The following is a 19356-nucleotide window of genomic DNA, read 5'->3' as shown; positions in this document are numbered from 1 at the left end:
CCTTTAGCTCCACATGGCAGTTCCTTTGAACTACTCCCCTCCGTGTGATGGATGTGTGAAGATCCGACCGTTTTCTAGTCGCGGGGGCAGCTCTGCGCCTTGGGGGTTCTGACGAGGAGGGGTCGTGGGGATGTTCTGGGGGGGTGCTCGGCGTTCCGCGCCGGGCGGTCTGAGACACGCACGTTCATCGTCTTGCTCGTCGTTGTGGTTGCGGCGGGTGTCGGTGCTTGTGGTGATGGCGCTGGCCGTTGAGGCGGCGACGGTCGCGGCGGATTCGGGGGTGGCGTTCGCCGCTCCTCGGTCCGAGGGGGAGGGGACGGTCGCGTCGGCGCCGTCGTACGGGGTGGCGGAGGCGCGGGATGTGCTGTCGGCGCGGCTGATGGCACGGTTGCAGGGCCGGCGGATCGAGGCGTTGAGCGAGCGTACGGATGCTTCGCAGACGTTCGTGAACGCCGACGGAACGGTGACGTACACCGCGTTCGCGGAGCCGAAGTGGACCCAGCGCGGCGGCTCGTGGGTGAATCTGGACCCCACGCTCCAGTTGCGGGCCGATGGCAGTGTCGTGCCGGTGGCGGCCGAGACGGATCTGGTGCTGTCCGGCGGTGGTTCGGGGCCGTTGGCTTCGTTGACGGTCGACGGCAAGAACCTGTCGCTGACGTGGCCGACGGCGTTGCCGATGCCGGTGCTGTCCGGTGCGAAGGCGACGTACGCGAACGTGCTGAAGGACGTGGACCTTGAGTTGACCGCTTCGCTGAAGGGCGGGGTGGAGGAGACGCTGGTGGTCAAGTCCGCCGAGGCGGCCTCCGGCACGGGGCTGTCGGATCTGGTGCAGAGCGTGTCGACCAGCAACGGCGTCATCGCGGCGACGGACGCGGGCGGGAATCTGACGGTGACCGACGGCACCGGCCGTCTGCTGGTGAACTCTCCGGCGCCGGTGATGTGGGACTCCGCGACCAGTACCGAGCCCGCTGTGGCGGGCGGCGGGAGCAGCACCGCCGGGCTCGCGCCCGCGGAGGCGGACAAGGCGAAGCCCCGCGCGGGCACCCGTTCCACCGCCCAGGGGCCGGGTTCGCACGCCCACCATGCGGCGGTGAAGACCACGTTGAAGGACCGCAAGCTCCATCTGACGCCCGACCGTGGGCTGTTGACGGCGAAGAGCACCGTCTTCCCGGTCTACATCGACCCCGCCTATGTGCCGCACCCGGCCAGTGGCAGCCGCCTGCACTGGAACGAGGTGCAGCAGGCGTACCCGAACACGTCGAACTACGACTCCAGCCCATCGAACGGCAACGGTGTCGGGTACCAGGGGTTTTCCTCGCCGAAGGGAATCGAGCGGACCTACTACCGCGTCAGCATTCCCTCGGCGATCTGGGGTGGCACGGTGCTGAGCGCCGACATGAAGATGACGGAGAGCTATTCCGCGTCGTGCGGCACCACGTCCTACGGTGTCCAGGCGTGGTCCACGAATGTCTTCGACGCCTCCACCACGTGGGCCAACGCGCCGGGGAAGGTCGCCCAGCAGAGCTCGGTGAACTTCGGTCCAGCGTGTACGTCCAGCCCGTCGGGGACGTTCAGTTTCATGAACCAGGTCACCAACGCCGCCGCGAACCACTGGCAGACCATCTGCTTCGTGCTGGTCGCCAGCAGTGAGACCAACGAGGTCCAGTTCAAGCGGTTCTCCAGCGCCGCGTCACTGTCGATCACGTACAACACCCCGCCCACCACGCCGACTTCGCTGGCGGCCTCGCCGACGGCGACCGACGGTTACGCGGCCAGTGCGACTCCGACGCTGTCGGCGAAGGCCACCGACGCCAACAGTGACACCGTGCGGCTGGACTACCAGGTGCTGTCGGGTACCACCGTCAAGGCTTCGGGGAGTTCGGCGTTCGTCAACTCCGGCACTGCTGGTACGTGGAAGGTGTCCACGGCTCTGGCGGACGGTTCCTACACGTGGAAGGTCAGGGCGTACGACGGCCGCGACTATTCCGCGTGGACGGCGGCCAAGTCCCTGATCATCGACACCACGGCACCGGCCAACACCACCGTGTCCTCCACCGCTTTTCCGGCGGGGGCCTGGTCCGGCACCCCAGACGCCTCGGGGAACTTCACCGGCTCCTTCACCTTCACCCCACCCAGTACGGACGTGGGCCTGGTGGCCTGGCAGCTGGACGATGGCGCCTGGACCTACACCTCCACCACAGGCGCCGCGTTCACCAAGTCATTGACGTTCAGGGCGGGTAAGCACACGCTGATCGCGAAGACCCACGACAAGGCCGGGAACCTCGCCTCCGGTACGTACTACGTCTTCTACGCCGGATCCGGTGCGGCGCTGCTGACCCCGGCGCAAGGTGACCGGCCAGCCCGCCGGGTGGCATTGACCGGGCAGGGCAAGCCCGCCGAGACCGGTGTGACCTATCAGTACCGGATCGGTGAGACCGACACCTGGCACAACGTGCCCACCGCCCATGTGACCGTCCGTTCATCCGGTGCGCCGGTCGTTTCCTGGCCGCTGGCCGCGCCGGGCGGAGAACCGGTCGCGCTGACCTGGAACATCACCGACACGTTCACGCAGGACGGTCCTGTCGATGTCCGGGCGGTGTTCACCGACGGCACGACGAGCGACAACTCGCCCGTGAACACCGTTACCGTGGACCGCAACGCGGGCACCGCCCCCTTGCTGAGCGCGGGTCCGGCCTCGGTGAACGCCCTGACCGGTGACGCCTCGCTGTCGGCCACCGACGCCTCCGGGTTCGATCTCACCGTCACCCGTAGCGCCTCCTCCCGCCGTCCCACGAACGGGTCGGCGCAGGAGGGGCAGGCGGCGATCTTCGGTCCGCAGTGGACGGCGGGCACCACCGCCGAGATCACCGGCTCGGACTGGTCCTACCTCCGTAAGGCGTCGGACAGGTCGGTGGCGCTGGTCGATGCGGACGGTGATCCGACCGGGTTCACCGCGGCCTCCGGCGGCGGGTGGAAGCCCGAACCGGGCGCGGAGGACCTGACACTGACCGGCTCCCTGCTCACCGGCACCTTCACCCTGAAAGACAGCGAAGGCACGACCACCACGTTCGCGAAGGTCGACCCCTCGGCCACGACGTGGCAGGTGACCTCGACGTTCCTGCCGACCACCAACTCCACCACCCAGGTCGTCTCGGAGAAGATCCCGGTCGGCAACACGTTCCTGGCCCGCCCGAAGTACGTGATCGCGCCGACGTCCGCGGTGACGCAGTCCACCTGCGCCACGACTCCCGGAACCAAGGGCTGCCGCGTACTGGAATACGTGTACGCCACGGCCACGACCGCGACCGCCTCGGTGTTCGGGAACTTCAACGACCAGGTCTCCCAGATCAGACTGTGGGGAACCGACCCCGGCGCGTCCGCGGCGACCGCGGTCACGGTCGCGCAGTACGCCTACGACACCACCGGCCGCCTGCGCCAGCAGTGGGATCCGCGTATCAGCCCGTCGCTGAAGACGGCTTACGACTACGACAGCGCGGGCCGGATCACCACGCTGACCCCGCCCGGTGAACTGCAGTGGACGTTCGCCTACGGCAGCGCCGGGAACACCGCGACGGCGGGCGACGGGATGCTGCTGTCGGCCTCCCGGCCGACGCTCACCCCCGGAAGCGCCACCCAGACCAACGGCACCGCGAGCACGAACCTGGTCTACGACGTGCCGCTGAGCGGCGGTAAGGCGCCCTACCCGATGTCCGGCGGCGACGTCACCGCCTGGGGGCAGAGCGACGCGCCCTCGGACGCGACGGCGCTGTTCCCCTCGGACGCCGTACCCGCGTCGCACGACGGCGCCGCGCTGACCGCCAACGCCTACCAGCGCGCGATCATCGCCTACACCGACGCCTCGGGCCGTCAGGTCAACACCGCCAACCCCGGCGCACACATCACCACCACCGAGTACGACCGGTACGGTCACACCGTCCGTGAGCTGACCGCAGCCAACCGTGAACTGGCCCTCGCCACCGACGGCGACAGCCTGGCCGAGCAGCAACAACTCGGCATCGACGCTCTGCCGTCCGCCGAGCGGGCTCAACTGCTGTCGACCGTATCGGTGTTCAACACCACAAGCGTGGCGGCCGACGCCGGTACGAACAAGGACACCGACCCGGCCAACGCCGGCCAGCGGGAGCTGGAGAAGTCCGGCCCCCTGCACATGGTCACCCTTGCCAAGGCCCTGCCCGCGACCGCGGGCGGCACCAGCCTGCCCGCAGGGTCCTTCGTCCCGGCACGTGCGCACACCGTCACCGCGTACGACCAGGGCCGCCCGACCAACGGCACCCCCACCGTGACCAACCAGCCGACCACCGTCACCATCGGCGCCGACGTCCACGCGGGCGACGCCTACACCAGTGACGGTGACACCCGGACCAGCACCACCGGATACGACTGGACCAAGGGCCTGCCCACCACTACGGTCACCGACCCGGCCGGACTGAACCTGGTCAAGACCACCGCCTACGACGCTCAGGGCCGCGTCATCAAGACCACCCTGCCCAAGTCCACCGGCACCGACGCGGGGGCCACCGTCACGACCTACTGGTCCGCCACCGGCACCGGCGCCTGCAACGGACGACCTGAATGGGCCGACCTGCTCTGCTCGACCGGCCCGGCCGCCGCGATCACCGGCGGCGGCACCAACCCGTCGCAACTGCCCACCACAACCACGACCTACGACCGGTGGGGCAGCGCCGCCACCGTCACCGACACGGCAGGCAGCAGCACCCGCACCACCACCACGAGCTATGACGCGGCCGGACGTACCATCGGCACCTCGGTGACCGGAGGAATGGGCACCGCCGTGCCTGGTGCCACGACGTCCTACGACCAGGCGACCGGCAAGCAGGCCACCATCACTGCCGGCGGCCACACAGCCAGCCAGACCTACGATCTCCTTGGTCGGCAGATCTCCTACAGCGACGGTGCGGGTAACACGGCCACCACCTGGTACGACGCCCTCGACCGGCCCATCAGGGTGACCGACTCGGCCCCGTCGACCACCACCTACACCTACGACACCGCCCGTGATCCGCGGGGTCTCGAAACCGGCCGCGCCGACTCCGTCGCAGGCACCTTCAACGCCACCTACGACTCCGACGGCCGCCTGGCCACAGAGGCCCTGCCAGGCGGTTACACCGTGACGTTCACTCGGGACGAAACCGGCGCCGACACCTCACGCACCTACGCCAGTGACAACGACGGCCTGATCGTCACGGCTGACTCGGCCACCCTGACTGTCCATGGCCAGCAGGTCACCCACACCACCGACACCGGAAACCAGGCCTACACCTACGATGCCGCAGGCCGGCTGACTGACATCGAAGACGTCCAAGACGCCACCATCACCCACCGCGCCTACGCCTTCGACAAGAACACCAACCGCACCAGTCTCACGACGACAGTCGACAACCCCGACGGCACCGCCGGAACCCCGGCCACAGTCAACTACACCTACGACAGCGCCGACCGTCTCTCCACAGCGGGCACGGTCTACGACGCACTGGGCCGGACCACTGTCCAGGCCACCGGCGCTACCCTCGGCTACTACGCGAACGACGTCCTCCAGCAGGAGACGATCGGCGGGAAGCGCGAGCGCTGGAGTCTCGACGCTGAGAACAGGCTTTCTCTGTCCACCGTGGAAACCCAGCAAACAGATGGCAGTTGGACAGCAACGAGCAGCACGGTCAGTCACTTCGGCTGCGGTTGTGACAGCCCAACCTGGTCACAGAGCGGCGGCACTATCGCCCGTAACGTTCAGGACTTGGAAGGTCGGTTGAGTGCCATCACTACCGCGACCGGTGGTGTGAGCCTCCAGCTCACCGATTTGCACGGCGACGTCACTGTCCAGCTTCCCTTGGACGCAAGCCAATCGCTCTCGGTTTACCGTTACGATGAATTCGGCAACGCCATCGGAACATCCGCAACCCCAACCTACGGCTGGCTTGGCGCTTACGAGCGGGGCAGCGATCACATCGGGGGCGTGATGCTTATGGGCGTGAGGGCGTACGACCCCTCCACGGGTCGCTTCCTCCAGACGGACTCCGTGCCCGGCGGCAACGCGAACGCCTATACCTACCCTTCGGACCCGATCAGATCCTTTGACCTCACAGGCCAGTTCAAGGTCACCTGGGGGTGGGTCAGCGGGACGATCTACCTCAACAGAAGGGAAACCAAGAAGGCGGGCCGCGCCGCCACCGCGGCCACCATCGTCAATGCGGCGTCCACAGTTCTCGTTGGCTCGGGTGTCGGGGTCATCGCGAAGTGGGTCTTTATGAACGCCGGGACCATCGCGGTGAAGGCCCAGTGGGCATACGCGGACCACAAATGCCTCAAGCTGAAGTGGCCTTTTGGATATCCTGGGTTGATTCCAGGTAGCTACAAAAAGGGGTACTGCAAGTAACATGCGCAATCTGAGTGCATTCAGCATGCTATTGAGCGGCCTCGTCCTCGTAATCGCGACAATCGCCATGATCACGACGGACGACATGTGGGTGCGTACCGGGTTCGGCGTGGCGGCGGTGTTCGTCGTGGTAGGCACCGTGCGGGAGATTCGGAACTCTCGACGAGACCGATAAGCCATCTCGGCCAGGTGCCGGGTCACGCCCACATGGCGTGACCCGGCATTCGGTAAGTTCGAAGACCCGCTATGCGCCGCCGCGATCGACCAACGCCTCGCCTACGACGAATTCGGCAACCCCGAAACCCCCACCACCCGATACGGCTGACTCGGCGGCAAACAACGCTCCAGCGAAACCCTCACCGCCGCCACCCTCATGGGCGTCCGCCTCTACGACCCCACCACCGGCCGCTTCCTCCAAACCGACCCCATCCCCGGCGGCAACGCCAACGCCTACGAATACTGCAACGGCGACCCCGTCAACTGCTACGGCCTCGACGGTAAATTCGGCAGTTGGCACTGGCGCAACCCGATCCACGTAAGCCGCTGGAGCCCTCTCCACCGCGACTGGGGAAGCGTTGCCAAGAATTCCTGGAAATGGACGAAGCAGCGCACTCGTCACTATTCCCCCGCACCCTTTAATAGTGCCCTGCGCTATACAAGCACAGTTTTTCGAAATCACTATTTCCGGGCCTGCCTCTGGGGCGGAGCCTCGGGAATAGGTATTTCCGCAGTGACCAAGGTGGCCAAAAAACTTCTGCCAGGCGCCCTGCTGGTTGGCCGTGCGGTCGGAGCAGGGCAATATCGATAAAACTAAAGAGGGCCAATCGTATGGAAAATAAGCAAAGCAGAAGTCAGGGGAGGTGGCGGGTGAATGAACCTCTGAATTTCATCGGGTTCACCTGCTGCATGGTGTCCATGGTGGTCATACGGGCAGCGTGGCCGCGTTCTCCCGAATGGGTACCTCCGCTTGCCTCAGTGGCGATTGGCTACGTCTGCTGGTTGACGTATCGCCTACTGAGAAGGAGAGGGGAATGAAAGAAGAGCGAGAATTCGGAACTCTCGACGAACGGACCCGCGCCGCCGTCGGCAAGGCGTACACGGACAGCCCCGACGAGGGCGACGAGATGTCGGTACGCCTGCGGATTCGGTGCGGGCCCTGGGGCCGCGCACCTCCTCCGCCGCAGGTCAGACGGCCCTCCGCGCAAGCGGCTACACGTTAAAGCGGAATTCGACCACGTCGCCGTCCTGCATCACGTATTCCTTGCCCTCCATGCGGGCTTTGCCCTTGGCGCGGGCTTCGGCCACGGAGCCGGTGGAGACGAGGTCGGCGAAGGAGATGACCTCGGCTTTGATGAAGCCCTTTTGGAAGTCGGTGTGGATGACGCCGGCGGCCTCGGGGGCGGTGGCGCCGCGCTTGATGGTCCAGGCGCGGGATTCCTTGGGGCCGGCGGTGAGGTAGGTCTGGAGGCCGAGGGTCTCGAAGCCGACGCGGGCGAGGGTGGCGAGGCCGGGCTCCTCCTGGCCGACGGACTGGAGGAGTTCGAGGGCTTCGGCGTCGTCGAGCTCGACGAGGTCGGACTCGAGCTTGGCGTCGAGGAAGATCGCCTCGGCGGGGGCCACGAGGGCGCGCTGCTCGTTCTTGAAGTCCTCGTCGGCCAGCTCGTCCTCGTCGACGTTGAAGACGTAGAGGAACGGCTTGGTGGTGAGCAGGTGCAGCTCGTGGAGGAGGGTGCCCTGCTCGGTGCCCTTGGTGATGCCGCGCGAGAAGAGGGTGTCACCCGCGGCCAGGATCTCCTGGGCGGCCTCGGCGGCGGCGAGGACCGCGGCCTTCTCCTTCTGGAGGCGGGCCTCCTTGGTGAGGCGCGGGATCGCCTTCTCGACGGACTGGAGGTCGGCGAGGATCAGCTCGGTGTTGATCGTCTCGATGTCGTCCTTGGGCGAGACGCGGCCGTCGACGTGCACCACGTTGTCGTCCTTGAAGGCCCGGATGACCTGGCAGATCGCGTCGGACTCGCGGATGTTCGCGAGGAATTTGTTGCCCAGGCCCTCGCCCTCGGAGGCGCCGCGGACGATGCCCGCGATGTCCACGAAGTCGACGGTGGCGGGCAGCACCCGCGCCGACCCGAAGATCTCCGCGAGCGTGCCGAGGCGGGCGTCGGGGACGCCCACGACTCCGACGTTCGGCTCGATCGTGGCGAACGGGTAGTTGGCCGCCAGCACGTCGTTCTTGGTCAGGGCGTTGAAGAGCGTCGACTTGCCGACATTCGGCAGACCGACGATTCCGATGGAGAGCGACACGTGGAGACTTCCCGGAGCGGTGGGCTGGTGGGTGTTCGGACGGCCACTAGTCTACGGGCCGCCGCCGTACCGCCCGGCCGCCCGTCGAACACCGGCCCGAGGACGTCACCGCACCCGGTACGGGGACCGCTCCGAGGACGCGCGCGCCAAAAAGCCCCGCCCCGCCCCGGAGGGGCAAAGCGCGTGTCCCGCCGTGCGATCACCCGACTGCCGTGCCTACTGTAAGTAGGTGGACCAACACAGTGCGCGTTCAGGTGCCGCTCCGGGACCCGGCGGAGAGGCCACAGTCGGGGTGTACCGCGCCCCGCGCCCCCGGCAGGCCGTCATGGCCACCGCGGTACGGCAGACCGTCCACCGGCTGCGTACCGCCCAGCGGCCCAGGCCACGGCTGACCGGCCTCGGCACCGGGCTGCTGACCACCGCCGTGACGGTCGCGGGCGGCGGGATCGACGTCCTGCTCTTCGACGGCCCCGGCGTCTTCTTCGGCCTGGTCTTCGTCGCGGTGTGCGTGGCGGCGGCGGTGTACGTACGCCCGTACGACCTGGTGGCGGCTCCGGTGGCGGCGCCGATCGCCTTCGCCGTGGGCATCGCGCTGACCGCCGACAGCGGGGGCGGCGGCCTGGCCGGTCATCTGCTCGGCGTCTTCACCGGGCTGGCGCTGATGACCGGCTGGCTCTACGCCGGGACGGTGCTGGCCGCCGCGATCGTCGGGATCAGAGCTTTGCGGCTGCCATCGCGGCGCCGACGATCCCCGCGTTGTTCTGCAGTTCAGCGGGAACGATCTCGGCGCTGATCCCCTTCACCAGGGGCAGGAACTTCTCCGACTTGCGGCTGACGCCGCCGCCGATCACGAACAGGTCGGGCGAGAAGAGCATCTCCACGTGCGCCAGGTACTTCTGGAGCCGGTGCGCCCAGTGCTCCCAGCTCAGGTCCTCGTCCTCGCGGGCCTTGACCGACGCCTTCTTCTCCGCGTCGTGCCCGTGCAGCTCCAGGTGGCCCAGTTCCGTGTTGGGCACGAGATTGCCGTCCACGAACAGGGCGCTGCCGATGCCGGTGCCCAGCGTCAGCATGATGACCGTGCCGCCCCGGCCGCGGCCCGCGCCGAACGTCATCTCCGCGACACCCGCCGCGTCCGCGTCGTTGAGCACCACCACGGGCAGGCCGAGGCGGTCGCCGAGCATGCCGCGCGCGTCCAGGCCGACCCAGCCGCCGTCCACGTTGGCCGCCGTACGGGTGGTGCCGTCCACCACCACCCCGGGGAAGGTCACGCCGACCGGGCCCGACCAGCCGAAGTGCTCGATGACCTGGTGCACCCCGTCGATCACCGACTCCGGAGTCGCGGGCTGAGGGGTGTCGATCTTGTAGCGATCGTCCGACAGGGCGCCCTGGTCCAGATCGACCGGAGCGCCCTTGATTCCCGTACCACCGATGTCCACACCGAACATATTCATGGCCCCCAGGTTAGAGGTGACGGGAAAAAGTCACCTCTTGGCGGATTCCCCGGCGGCGGCCTCGGCACGCAGATCGCGGCGCAGTTCCTTGGGCAGCGAGAACTGGATGGACTCCTCGGCGGAGGTCACCACCTGCACATCGGCGTAGCCGCGCTCGGCCAGCCAGTCCAGGACGCCGTCGACCAGGATCTCCGGGACGGACGCGCCGGAGGTGACGCCGACCGTGGTGACGCCGTCCAGCCACGCCTCGTCGCACTCCTCGGCGAAGTCGACCAGGTACGAGGCGCCGGCGCCGGACTGGAGGGCGACCTCGACCAGCCGGATGGAGTTGGAGGAGTTGCGCGAGCCGACCACGATCAGCAGGTCGGCGTCGGCGGCGATCTGCTTGACCGCGACCTGGCGGTTCTGCGTGGCGTAGCAGATGTCGTCGCTGGGCGGCGAGAGCAGGTTGGGGAAGCGCTCCTTGAGCGCGTCCACGGTTTCCATCGTCTCGTCCACCGACAGGGTGGTCTGGGAGAGCCAGACGACCTTGGACTCGTCGCGGACCGTGACCTTGGCGGCGTCGGCGGGGCCGTCGACCAGGTGCATGTGGTCGGGCGCCTCGCCCATCGTGCCGACGACCTCTTCGTGGCCGTCGTGGCCGATCAGCAGGATGTCGTAGTCGTCCTTGGAGTAGCGGACGGCTTCCTTGTGGACCTTGGTCACCAGCGGGCAGGTCGCGTCGATCGAGGCGAGGCTGCGCTGGGCGGCCTCCTCGTGGACGACGGGGGCCACGCCGTGCGCGGAGAAGATCACGATGGCGTTCTCGGGCACCTCGTCCGTCTCGTCGACGAAGATCGCGCCCTTCTTCTCCAGCGTCTGGACCACGTATTTGTTGTGCACGATCTGCTTGCGCACGTAGACCGGGGCGCCGTACTGCTCCAGCGCCTTCTCGACGGTGATCACGGCCCGGTCCACGCCCGCGCAGTACCCGCGGGGGGCGGCGAGGAGGACGCGGCGGGGGCTCGTAGCGGCAGTCATGGGGTCCATCGTACGGGGGCGCTGATCGCACGCGCGGGGGCGTACGGGGGTGCGGCCGTTCGGCGGCGGTGTCGGTCGCGCCCACTACGCTGCGGGCATGGCTCTGAACACCTCGGCGCAGACGCCGATCCCCGTCGGTGAGGTGTCGCGGCTGATCGGCGGCTGGATCGACCGGCTGGGCGCGGTGTGGGTGGAGGGGCAGATCACCCAGTTGTCGCGGCGGCCGGGCGCGGGCGTGGTGTTCATGACGCTGCGCGACCCCTCGCACGACGTGTCGATCACGGTGACGTGCTTCCGCGGTGTCTTCGAGCAGGTCGCGGACGTGGTCGGCGAGGGCGCGCGGGTGGTGATGCACGCCAAGCCCGAGTGGTACGGGCCGCGCGGCCAGCTCTCGCTGCGCGCGGTGGAGATCCGCCCGGTCGGGGTGGGTGAACTGCTGGCGCGCCTGGAGCAGTTGAAGAAGACGCTGGCGGCCGAGGGGCTCTTCGCGCTGGACCGCAAGCGGCCCATACCGTTTCTGCCGCAGCTCATCGGCCTGGTGACCGGCCGCGCCTCGGCGGCCGAGCGGGACGTGCGGGAGAACGCGCGGCTGCGCTGGCCCGCCGTCCGCTTCGAGGTGCGCAATGTGCCGGTGCAGGGCGCGAGCGCGGTGCCGCGGGTGATCGAGGCGGTACGGGAGCTGGACGCGCGTCCGGATGTCGACGTGATCGTGGTGGCGCGCGGCGGCGGCAGCGTCGAGGACCTGCTGCCGTTCTCCGACGAGGAGCTGGTCCGCGCGGTCGCGGCCTGCCGGACCCCGGTGGTCTCGGCGATCGGCCACGAGCCGGACTCGCCGCTGCTCGACCTGGTCGCCGACCTGCGGGCGTCCACCCCGACCGACGCGGCCAAGCGGATCGTGCCGGATGTGCGCGAGGAGCTGGCGCGCGTCCAGTTGGTACGGGACCGGGCGCTGCGGGTGATGCGCGGGCTGCTGGACCGGGAGGAGCGCGGCCTGGAGGCGGCGCTGAGCCGTCCGTCGATGGCGGCGCCGTACGGGATGATCGACGGCCGCGCGGCGGAGGTGGCCGACCGGGTGGACCGGGCCCGCCGCACGCTGCGCCATCTGCTGGAGCGCGCCGACGCGGATCTCTCGCACACCCTGGCGCGGGTGGTCGCGCTGTCCCCGGCCGCGACGCTGCGCCGCGGGTACGCGGTGCTCCAGCGCGAGGACGGCTCGGTGGTACGGGACCCGGCGGAGGTGGCGCCGGACGACGCGCTGCGGGCGCGGGTGGCCGAGGGCGACTTCACAGTGCGCGTCACGGAGTGATGCCGGGGTGGGCGTGGGCGGCGCGCGGTGATGTCGGCGGCGCGCGGTTCGTCAGCGCGCGGTTCGGCGGCACGCGGTGATGTCGTCGTCACGCGGTTCGGTGTCGCGCGGTGATGTCGGTGTGCGCGTCGCCTGACCTGTCCCACCCCGCGCCTAGGCTTGCCCCCATGGCAGACACGGCAGGCACCACCGATACGGCGGACCGGGAGAGCGGCAGCGCGGCCCTCGGGTACGAGCAGGCGCGCGACGAGCTGGTGGACGTCGTACGGCGGCTGGAAGCGGGCGGCGCGACCTTGGAGGAGTCCCTGGCCCTGTGGGAGCGGGGCGAGGAGCTGGCCAAGGTCTGCCGCCGCTGGCTGGAGGGCGCGCGGGCCCGGCTGGACGCGGCGCTGGCGGCGGAGGAGGACGACGAGGAGGCGGAAGACGTCACGGGGGCCGCACAGGAGTGACAGGGGTCACACTTGCCCCAGGGAATGGTTGAACGTTCACCCAGGTTGGTCGGAGTGTTCCGACGCGCCGCCCCCCGGCGCGCCCCCCTCGCACGACCGAAAGACCTGAGGATCCCGCATGACTCTCGTGCTCGACACCGCCGCCCAGGACCTGCTCTTCCGTGAGGCCCGCACCGCCAACACGTTCACCGACGAGCCGGTGACCGACGAGCAGGTCCAGGCCATCTACGACCTGGTGAAGTACGCGCCGACCGCCTTCAACCAGCAGCCGCTGCGCGTCGTCCTGGCCCGTACCGAAGAGGGGCGCGAGCGCCTGGTGCGGCACATGAGCGAGGGCAACAAGGCGAAGACGTCGACCGCGCCGCTGGTGGCGATCCTGGCCGCGGACAACGAGTTCCACGAGGAGCTGCCCACCCTGCTCCCGGTCTTCCCGCAGGCCAAGGACGTGATCTTCGCCGAGCGCCCGGTCCGCGAGCAGTCCGCCGCGCTGAACGCCGCGCTCCAGGTCGGCTACTTCATCATCGGCGTTCGCGCCGCCGGTCTGGCCGCCGGCCCGATGACCGGCTTCGACGCCGACGGCATCAACAAGGAGTTCTTCGCGGACGGCGAGCACTCGGTGCTGGCCGTGGTCAACATAGGCAAGCCGGGCGAGGCCGCCTGGTACGACCGCAACCCGCGCCTGTCGTACGAGCAGGTCGTGACGACCGTCTGATCCGTACGACGGACCGACGTATGTCCGTATGACCGGGCACCTGGTCACACGTACGTCCGTATGACCGGCTACCGGTGGGACGTATGTCCGTATGACCGGCTACCGATTACTGGCCGCCGCGCTCCTTCAGCGCGGCGGCCATCGTCGTCAGCTCCGCGTCCTTGCCGGTGCCCAGTACCACCGTGGTGACGCCCTGCTCCTTGCGGACCAGCGCGTTGTACTTCGGCCCCGCGTAGCGCTCCCAGACCAGGCCGCCCGCGGTGACCGTACGGCCGCCGTCGCGGTGCGCGCCGAAGGTGACGTCCTTGATGTACGGCTCCGCCGCGGCGTTGCTCTGCTCGACGGCGACGTACTGGTCCTCGGGGTCGACGAAGCCGATGTGCCAGGTCACCGCCTGCGGGTCGGCCGCGCTGTAGGTGACCGAGGTGGGCCGCCAGGTCGCGGGCAGCCCCTCGGGCCCCGCCACCTTGTACGGCGCGTCGCGCCGCGCCTGGCCGAGCTCCACCGAGAAGGTGACCGGCTTGGTCGGGTCGGCCTTCGAGTCGTGCGGGATGAACACGTAGATGAGGGCGGCGACGGCGCCGATCACCGCCATCGACAGCACCAGGTCCCGCACGGTCTTGTTGCCACGTTTGTCTGCTGCCACCCGACCATCGTCCCCCATGCCGGGAACGGCCCCGGACGCCGGGGTCCGCACCCTCCACGGGCCCCGGCCCGCACCGGGCACCAGGCGCTCATGTGACGTGCACCCTGCTCATATTCGCGCCGAACCGATAGGGTCGGAACACCCTCATATTCCGGCCGTCCTCGTACAGAAAGGTGCGCGTGATGACCGAACAGCATTTGCCGCCCCAGCTCGAAGTGAGCCCGGAGGCCCCCGACCGCAACCTGGCACTGGAACTCGTACGCGTCACCGAGGCCGCCGCGATGGCGGCCGGACGCTGGGTCGGCAGGGGCGACAAGAACGGGGCCGACGGCGCCGCGGTGAACGCGATGCGCACCCTCGTCCACACCGTCTCGATGAACGGCGTCGTCGTCATCGGCGAGGGCGAGAAGGACGAGGCGCCGATGCTCTACAACGGCGAGCGGATCGGTGACGGCACCGGGCCCGAGTGCGATGTCGCCGTCGACCCGGTGGACGGCACCACGCTGACCGCCAAGGGCATGCCGAACGCGGTGGCGGTGCTCGCCGTCGCCGACCGCGGCACCATGTTCGACCCCTCGGCCGTCTTCTACATGGACAAGCTGGTGGTCGGCCCCGAGGCCGCCGAGTACGTCGACATCACCGCGCCGCCCGCGGTCAATGTGCGCCGGGTCGCCAAGGCCAAGGGCAGCGCGCCCGAGGACGTCACCGTCGTGGTGCTCGACCGGCCGCGGCACGACGGCATCGTGAAGGAGATCCGCGAGACCGGCGCCCGGATCAAGTTCATCGCCGACGGCGACGTGGCGGGCGCGATCATGGCGGTGCGCGAGGGCACCGGCGTGGACATGCTGCTGGGCATCGGGGGCACGCCCGAGGGCATCATCGCGGCCTGCGCGATCACCTGCCTCGGCGGCACGATCCAGGGCAGGCTGTGGCCGAAGGACGACGCCGAGCGGCGCCGTGCGCTGGACGCCGGGCACGACCTGGACCGGATTCTGCACACCAAGGACCTGGTCAGCGGCGAGAACGTCTTCTTCGTCGCCACCGGGATCACCGACGGCGAACTGCTGCGCGGGGTGCGGTACCGCGCGGAGACCGCCACCACCTCGTCGCTGGTGATGCGCTCCAAGTCCGGCACGATCCGGCAGATCGACTCCACGCACCGGCTGTCCAAGCTGCGGGCGTACAGCGCGATCGACTTCGACCGGGCGCGCTGAGGCCCGCTCCCCGTCTTCGGTACGTCCTTCGGTATGTCGGCTGCCGCCTGCCGCGGCGCACTCGGGCCCCGTATTCCCGGATGCGGCGCGGCGGGCGGCGCCCGGCCGACGAAACTCCTGAGCCGCTGAGCCGTACGGTCAGCCCGCGGCGGCGATCTGCGGGTCGGGGCGCTGGAGTTCGACCTCGCGACGGCGGCGGCGGGCCAGCACCACGCGGCGCTCGGCGGCGGTCATGCCGCCCCACACCCCGTACGGTTCCGGCTGGAGCAGGGCGTGTTCGCGGCATTCGAGCATCACCGGGCAGCGCGCGCACACGCGTTTGGCCGCCTCCTCCCGGGACAGACGAGCGGCAGTGGGCTCCTTCGACGGGGCGAAGAACAGCCCCGCCTCGTCACTGCGGCAGGCGGCCTCCGAGTGCCAGGGCCCGCCCAGATCCCGCGGATGACCGGGCGGGTAGGCGGTGTCCGTGACGGGCTCGATCGGTTGAAGCACGGGATACTCCTGACGACGGCTCGGCGATTGCCACCCTGGCGCGTCACCGACCACTCCCCCGGCGGGCGCGGATCTCAACGGCGGCAGTGCGGCGGCGTGCTCGAACCCCTACCCGCTGTACGCGACTTCATGCGCACCGTGTTCGCCCGGCGCGAGAGCCCCGCAAGCCTGTGACCTGCGGATGGCGGAAACACGCACGATGCTTGGCGCACTTACGCACCATCAATCACAGCCGTTACGGAGTCGGGGGGCGTGAAACCGCCGCTGCCCGCTCACCCGTGCGCGAGGCCGCCTCACCCCGGCGCCGGAGGCTCCCCCGACCGGTCCCGCGCCTCAGCTCTCGAGGTTCTTCTTCGTCCAGTCCTTGACCTTCTTGCCGCGCTTGGCCTTCGCCTCGACGCCGCCCCAGAAGGCGAAGCCGTCGATGCGGACCACCGGCGCGTCGGCGTCCGGCGCCTCGAACGCCTTGACGTCGGAGCCGCCCATGATGCCGACGACCCCGCCGCCGCGCAGCGTCACGTTCTCCGGCAGCTTGACGCTGATGCCGCCCATGATCGCGGTGCAGTGGATGACCAGTTCGGGCGAGGTGAACGTGGCCTCGGTGAGGTCGATCTCGACGCCGCCCATGATCGCGACCGCGGTGATCCGGTGGCCGACGCGCCAGCGGCCCTTGCGCTCGGCCCCGCCGAGGATGCCGACCAGGTTCGGGTTCTCGCCGCTGGGGTCGGGGGCGTAGTGGTAACCGCCGCGCGCCGCGGGGGCGGGCGCCGGTGCGCTGGTCCTGCCCACCGGCAGATCCCGTACCAGCGGCTCCAGTTCGCCCATCGTCTTGGCCGCGTAGACCTGGTCGAGCCGCTCGGAGTGCTCCGACGAGTCCAGACGGCCCTCGGCCAGGGCCTCGCGCAGGATGTCGGCGATCCGGTCCCGGTCCGCGTCCGACGCCCGCAGGTCCGCTTCCGCGGTGGGCTTGCCCGTACGCACCGGCTGGGGCTGCTCTTGCGCGCGTTTCTGGAGCTGCGATTCGTCCACGTCCCTACGGTACACAGACGCGATAGATCGCGACTACCCCGAAGTACCCCCTAGGGGTCCGGCCCGCCCGGCCGTTCGGGGGCGTTCTAGAATCGGGAGGCCGCAGCGCCGCCGCCGAGTGAGGAATGCCCCATGCCTGAGTTCGCCTACACGGATCTGCTTCCCCTCGGCGAGGACCCCACCACGTACCGCCTGCTCACCGCCGAGGGTGTCAGCACCTTCGAGGCGGACGGGCGTACGTTCCTCACGGTCGATCCGGAGGCGCTGCGGCTGCTCGCGGCCGAGGCGATGCACGACATCTCCCACTACCTGCGCCCGACCCACCTCGCGCAGCTCCGCCGCATCCTGGACGACCCGCAGGCGAGCCCCAACGACAAATTCGTCGCGCTCGACCTGCTGAAGAACGCGAACATCGCGGCGGCCGGCGTGCTCCCGATGTGCCAGGACACCGGTACGGCGATCGTCATGGGCAAGCGCGGCCAGCAGGTCCTCACCGCGGGCGGCGACGAGGAGGCGCTGTCGCGCGGGATCTACGACGCGTACACCAAGCTCAATCTGCGCTACTCGCAGATGGCCCCGCTGACGATGTGGGACGAGAAGAACACCGGCTCCAACCTGCCCGCGCAGATCGAGCTGTACGCGACGGACGGCGGCGCGTACAAGTTCCTCTTCATGGCCAAGGGCGGTGGCAGCGCCAACAAGTCCTTCCTCTACCAGGAGACGAAGGCGGTGCTGAACGAGGCGTCGATGATGAAGTTCCTTGAGGAGAAGATCCGTTCGCTGGGTACGGCGGCCTGTCCGCCGTACCACCTGGCGATCGTGGTGGGCGGGACCAGCGCCGAATTCGCCCTGAAGACGGCCAAGTACGCCTCCGCGCACTACCTGGACGAGCTGCCTGCCGAGGGCTCGGCGGCCGGACACGGCTTCCGGGACAAGGAGTTGGAGCAGAAGGTCTTCGAGCTGACGCAGAGGATCGGGATCGGGGCGCAGTTCGGCGGGAAGTACTTCTGCCACGACGTGCGGGTGGTGCGGCTGCCGCGGCACGGCGCGTCGTGCCCGGTCGCCATCGCGGTGTCCTGCTCGGCGGACCGGCAGGCGCTGGCGAAGATCACCGCCGAGGGCGTCTTCCTGGAGCAGTTGGAGACGGACCCGGCGCGTTTCCTGCCGGAGACCACCGACGAGCACCTGGACGACGACGTCGTACGCGTCGACCTCAACCGGCCGATGGACGAGATCCGCGCCGAGCTGACCAAGTACCCCGTGAAGACCCGGCTTTCGCTGTCCGGGCCGCTGGTCGTGGCCCGCGACATCGCGCACGCCAAGATCAAGGAGCGGCTGGACGCGGGCGAGGAGATGCCGCAGTACCTGCGCGACCACGCCGTCTATTACGCGGGCCCGGCCAAGACGCCCGAGGGGTACGCCTCGGGCTCCTTCGGGCCGACCACCGCGGGCCGGATGGACGCCTACGTCGAGCAGTTCCAGGCCGCGGGCGGCTCCTTCGTGATGCTCGCCAAGGGCAACCGCAGCAAGCAGGTCACCGACGCGTGCGCCGCCCACGGCGGCTTCTACCTCGGCTCCATCGGCGGCCCCGCCGCCCGCCTCGCCCAGGACTGCATCAAGCGGGTCGACGTCCTCGAATACGCCGAGCTCGGCATGGAAGCCGTCTGGAAGATCGAGGTCGAGGACTTCCCCGCCTTCGTCGTCGTCGACGACAAGGGCAACGACTTCTTCCAAGACCCTTCCCCCTCCCCCACCTTCACCACCATCCCCCGCCGCCAAGGCGCCTGACCCCTGCGGGAAGCTCGCCGCCTACGGGTCTGCCGCGCCGCGGGGGGCCGCCGCGGGGGGGGCGCGCGCCGCGCGGGGGCGGTAGCCGCGGACGCGCACGGCGCGGGAACGGGCGGGTACCGCCCTGCGGGGCGCTGGCGGCACGGCTGCGTGCAGACCCGCGGCAGGGGGGCGGACCTCCGCAGAGGCGGGCACGGGCACGTACCACCCTGCGCGGCACCACCCGCCCGTGCCGAAGGGGCGGCCCGGCGGGGGGCCGCTGATTACGCCAGCACGCAGCGCCCGGGCGGCGGGGCCGGCCGAGAACCGCACGGCGGCGGGGCACCACCCGCCCGTGCCCAAGGGGCGGCCCGGCGGGGGGACCGCTGATTACGACAGCGCGTGGCGCTGGGGGTCGGTGGTGAACGCCAGCGCGTGGCGCCGGGGGTTGGTATAGGCCAAGGGCAGGGGGTGGACCTTCACGAAATCCGCAAGAAGTGGAGGGCTTGCAGGCCAGGGTGGTCGGGGGGTGGCGGAATGCCCGGCTCGCGCAGCGGGGC

General features: G+C 69.5%; 13 protein-coding genes and 1 pseudogene. 8 read left to right on the top strand and 6 right to left on the bottom strand.

Features of this window, described 5'->3' with window-relative positions; all coding sequences use genetic code 11:
* Positions 1–217: 217 nt before the first annotated feature.
* Positions 218–6412, top strand: a complete 6195-nt coding sequence (locus ACFZAM_RS24205; protein WP_391049224.1) for an RHS repeat-associated core domain-containing protein — start codon at positions 218–220, stop codon at positions 6410–6412.
* A 346-nt stretch (positions 6413–6758) separates the two neighbouring features.
* Positions 6759–7220 (top strand): annotated as a pseudogene (locus ACFZAM_RS24200) (RHS repeat-associated core domain-containing protein); the annotation flags it as partial.
* A gap of 401 nt (positions 7221–7621) precedes the next feature.
* Here the strand turns inward: ACFZAM_RS24200 and ychF are convergent.
* Complete coding sequence (ychF, locus tag ACFZAM_RS24195; RefSeq protein ID WP_355347978.1) at positions 7622–8710, bottom strand: redox-regulated ATPase YchF; 1089 nt, start codon at positions 8708–8710, stop codon at positions 7622–7624.
* A gap of 229 nt (positions 8711–8939) precedes the next feature.
* Between ychF and ACFZAM_RS24190 the strand changes: the two genes are divergently transcribed.
* Positions 8940–9503, top strand: a complete 564-nt coding sequence (locus tag ACFZAM_RS24190; RefSeq protein WP_391049220.1) for a DUF6542 domain-containing protein — start codon at positions 8940–8942, stop codon at positions 9501–9503.
* On the opposite strand, the gene ppgK is transcribed toward ACFZAM_RS24190, so the two are convergent.
* Positions 9424–10161: a polyphosphate--glucose phosphotransferase gene (gene ppgK / locus ACFZAM_RS24185; RefSeq protein ID WP_355347972.1), complete on the bottom strand. Its 738-nt coding sequence runs from the start codon at positions 10159–10161 to the stop codon at positions 9424–9426. The genes ACFZAM_RS24190 and ppgK overlap by 80 nt on opposite strands.
* 30 nt (positions 10162–10191) lie before the next feature.
* Positions 10192–11190, bottom strand: a complete 999-nt coding sequence (locus ACFZAM_RS24180; RefSeq protein WP_355347969.1) for a 4-hydroxy-3-methylbut-2-enyl diphosphate reductase — start codon at positions 11188–11190, stop codon at positions 10192–10194.
* An 88-nt stretch (positions 11191–11278) separates the two neighbouring features.
* Here ACFZAM_RS24180 and xseA point away from each other — a divergent pair, with 88 nt between their 5' ends.
* The 3 genes from xseA to ACFZAM_RS24165 all read left to right on the top strand — a co-directional run bounded on the left by xseA (position 11279) and on the right by ACFZAM_RS24165 (position 13648).
* Positions 11279–12487, top strand: coding sequence for an exodeoxyribonuclease VII large subunit (gene xseA / locus ACFZAM_RS24175; protein ID WP_355347966.1), 1209 nt, complete (start codon positions 11279–11281; stop codon positions 12485–12487).
* 167 nt (positions 12488–12654) lie between these two features.
* Positions 12655–12936 carry an exodeoxyribonuclease VII small subunit gene (locus ACFZAM_RS24170; protein WP_391049216.1) on the top strand — a complete coding sequence of 94 codons (282 nt, stop codon included), beginning with the start codon at positions 12655–12657 and terminating at the stop codon, positions 12934–12936.
* A 118-nt stretch (positions 12937–13054) separates the two neighbouring features.
* Positions 13055–13648 carry a malonic semialdehyde reductase gene (locus tag ACFZAM_RS24165; protein ID WP_391049214.1) on the top strand — a complete coding sequence of 198 codons (594 nt, stop codon included), beginning with the start codon at positions 13055–13057 and terminating at the stop codon, positions 13646–13648.
* Between the two features lie 106 nt (positions 13649–13754).
* Here the strand turns inward: ACFZAM_RS24165 and ACFZAM_RS24160 are convergent, their stop codons facing one another.
* Positions 13755–14312, bottom strand: a complete 558-nt coding sequence (locus ACFZAM_RS24160; protein ID WP_391049212.1) for a DUF4245 family protein — start codon at positions 14310–14312, stop codon at positions 13755–13757.
* Between the two features lie 164 nt (positions 14313–14476).
* Between ACFZAM_RS24160 and glpX the strand changes: the two genes are divergently transcribed.
* The gene (gene glpX / locus ACFZAM_RS24155; protein ID WP_355347954.1) at positions 14477–15508 is read left to right on the top strand and encodes a class II fructose-bisphosphatase; all 1032 of its coding nucleotides are present in this window, start codon (positions 14477–14479) and stop codon (positions 15506–15508) included.
* A gap of 138 nt (positions 15509–15646) precedes the next feature.
* Here glpX and ACFZAM_RS24150 read toward each other — a convergent pair whose 3' ends face one another.
* Together ACFZAM_RS24150 and ACFZAM_RS24145 are read right to left on the bottom strand one after the other, a co-directional pair.
* Entirely contained in the window at positions 15647–16000 is a 354-nt protein-coding gene (locus ACFZAM_RS24150) for a WhiB family transcriptional regulator (RefSeq protein ID WP_188281299.1), read from the bottom strand.
* A 333-nt stretch (positions 16001–16333) separates the two neighbouring features.
* Positions 16334–17029, bottom strand: coding sequence for a DUF1707 domain-containing protein (locus tag ACFZAM_RS24145; protein WP_355347952.1), 696 nt, complete (start codon positions 17027–17029; stop codon positions 16334–16336).
* A 132-nt stretch (positions 17030–17161) separates the two neighbouring features.
* On the opposite strand from ACFZAM_RS24145, the gene ACFZAM_RS24140 reads away from it, so the two are divergent.
* Positions 17162–18817, top strand: a complete 1656-nt coding sequence (locus ACFZAM_RS24140) for a FumA C-terminus/TtdB family hydratase beta subunit (protein ID WP_391049208.1) — start codon at positions 17162–17164, stop codon at positions 18815–18817.
* Positions 18818–19356: the final 539 nt, after the last annotated feature.

It is taken from the genome of Streptomyces sp. NPDC008079, from assembly GCF_042957385.1.
Lineage (GTDB): Bacteria > Actinomycetota > Actinomycetes > Streptomycetales > Streptomycetaceae > Actinacidiphila.
The sequence above is the reverse complement of the archived record's forward strand: the minus strand, read 5'-3'. Positions and strand labels throughout refer to the sequence as shown.

Bases quoted from the DNA above. Each gene is read 5' to 3' on its own strand.
- ACFZAM_RS24165 (WP_391049214.1), top strand. From the start codon at position 13,055: ATGACTCTCGTGCTCGACACCGCCGCCCAGGACCTGCTCTTCCGTGAG.
- ACFZAM_RS24140 (WP_391049208.1), top strand. From the start codon at position 17,162: ATGCCTGAGTTCGCCTACACGGATCTGCTTCCCCTCGGCGAGGACCCC.
- glpX (WP_355347954.1), top strand. From the start codon at position 14,477: ATGACCGAACAGCATTTGCCGCCCCAGCTCGAAGTGAGCCCGGAGGCC.
- ppgK (WP_355347972.1), bottom strand. From the start codon at position 10,161: ATGAATATGTTCGGTGTGGACATCGGTGGTACGGGAATCAAGGGCGCT.
- ACFZAM_RS24170 (WP_391049216.1), top strand. From the start codon at position 12,655: ATGGCAGACACGGCAGGCACCACCGATACGGCGGACCGGGAGAGCGGC.
- xseA (WP_355347966.1), top strand. From the start codon at position 11,279: ATGGCTCTGAACACCTCGGCGCAGACGCCGATCCCCGTCGGTGAGGTG.
- ACFZAM_RS24180 (WP_355347969.1), bottom strand. From the start codon at position 11,190: ATGGACCCCATGACTGCCGCTACGAGCCCCCGCCGCGTCCTCCTCGCC.
- ACFZAM_RS24160 (WP_391049212.1), bottom strand. From the start codon at position 14,312: ATGGGGGACGATGGTCGGGTGGCAGCAGACAAACGTGGCAACAAGACC.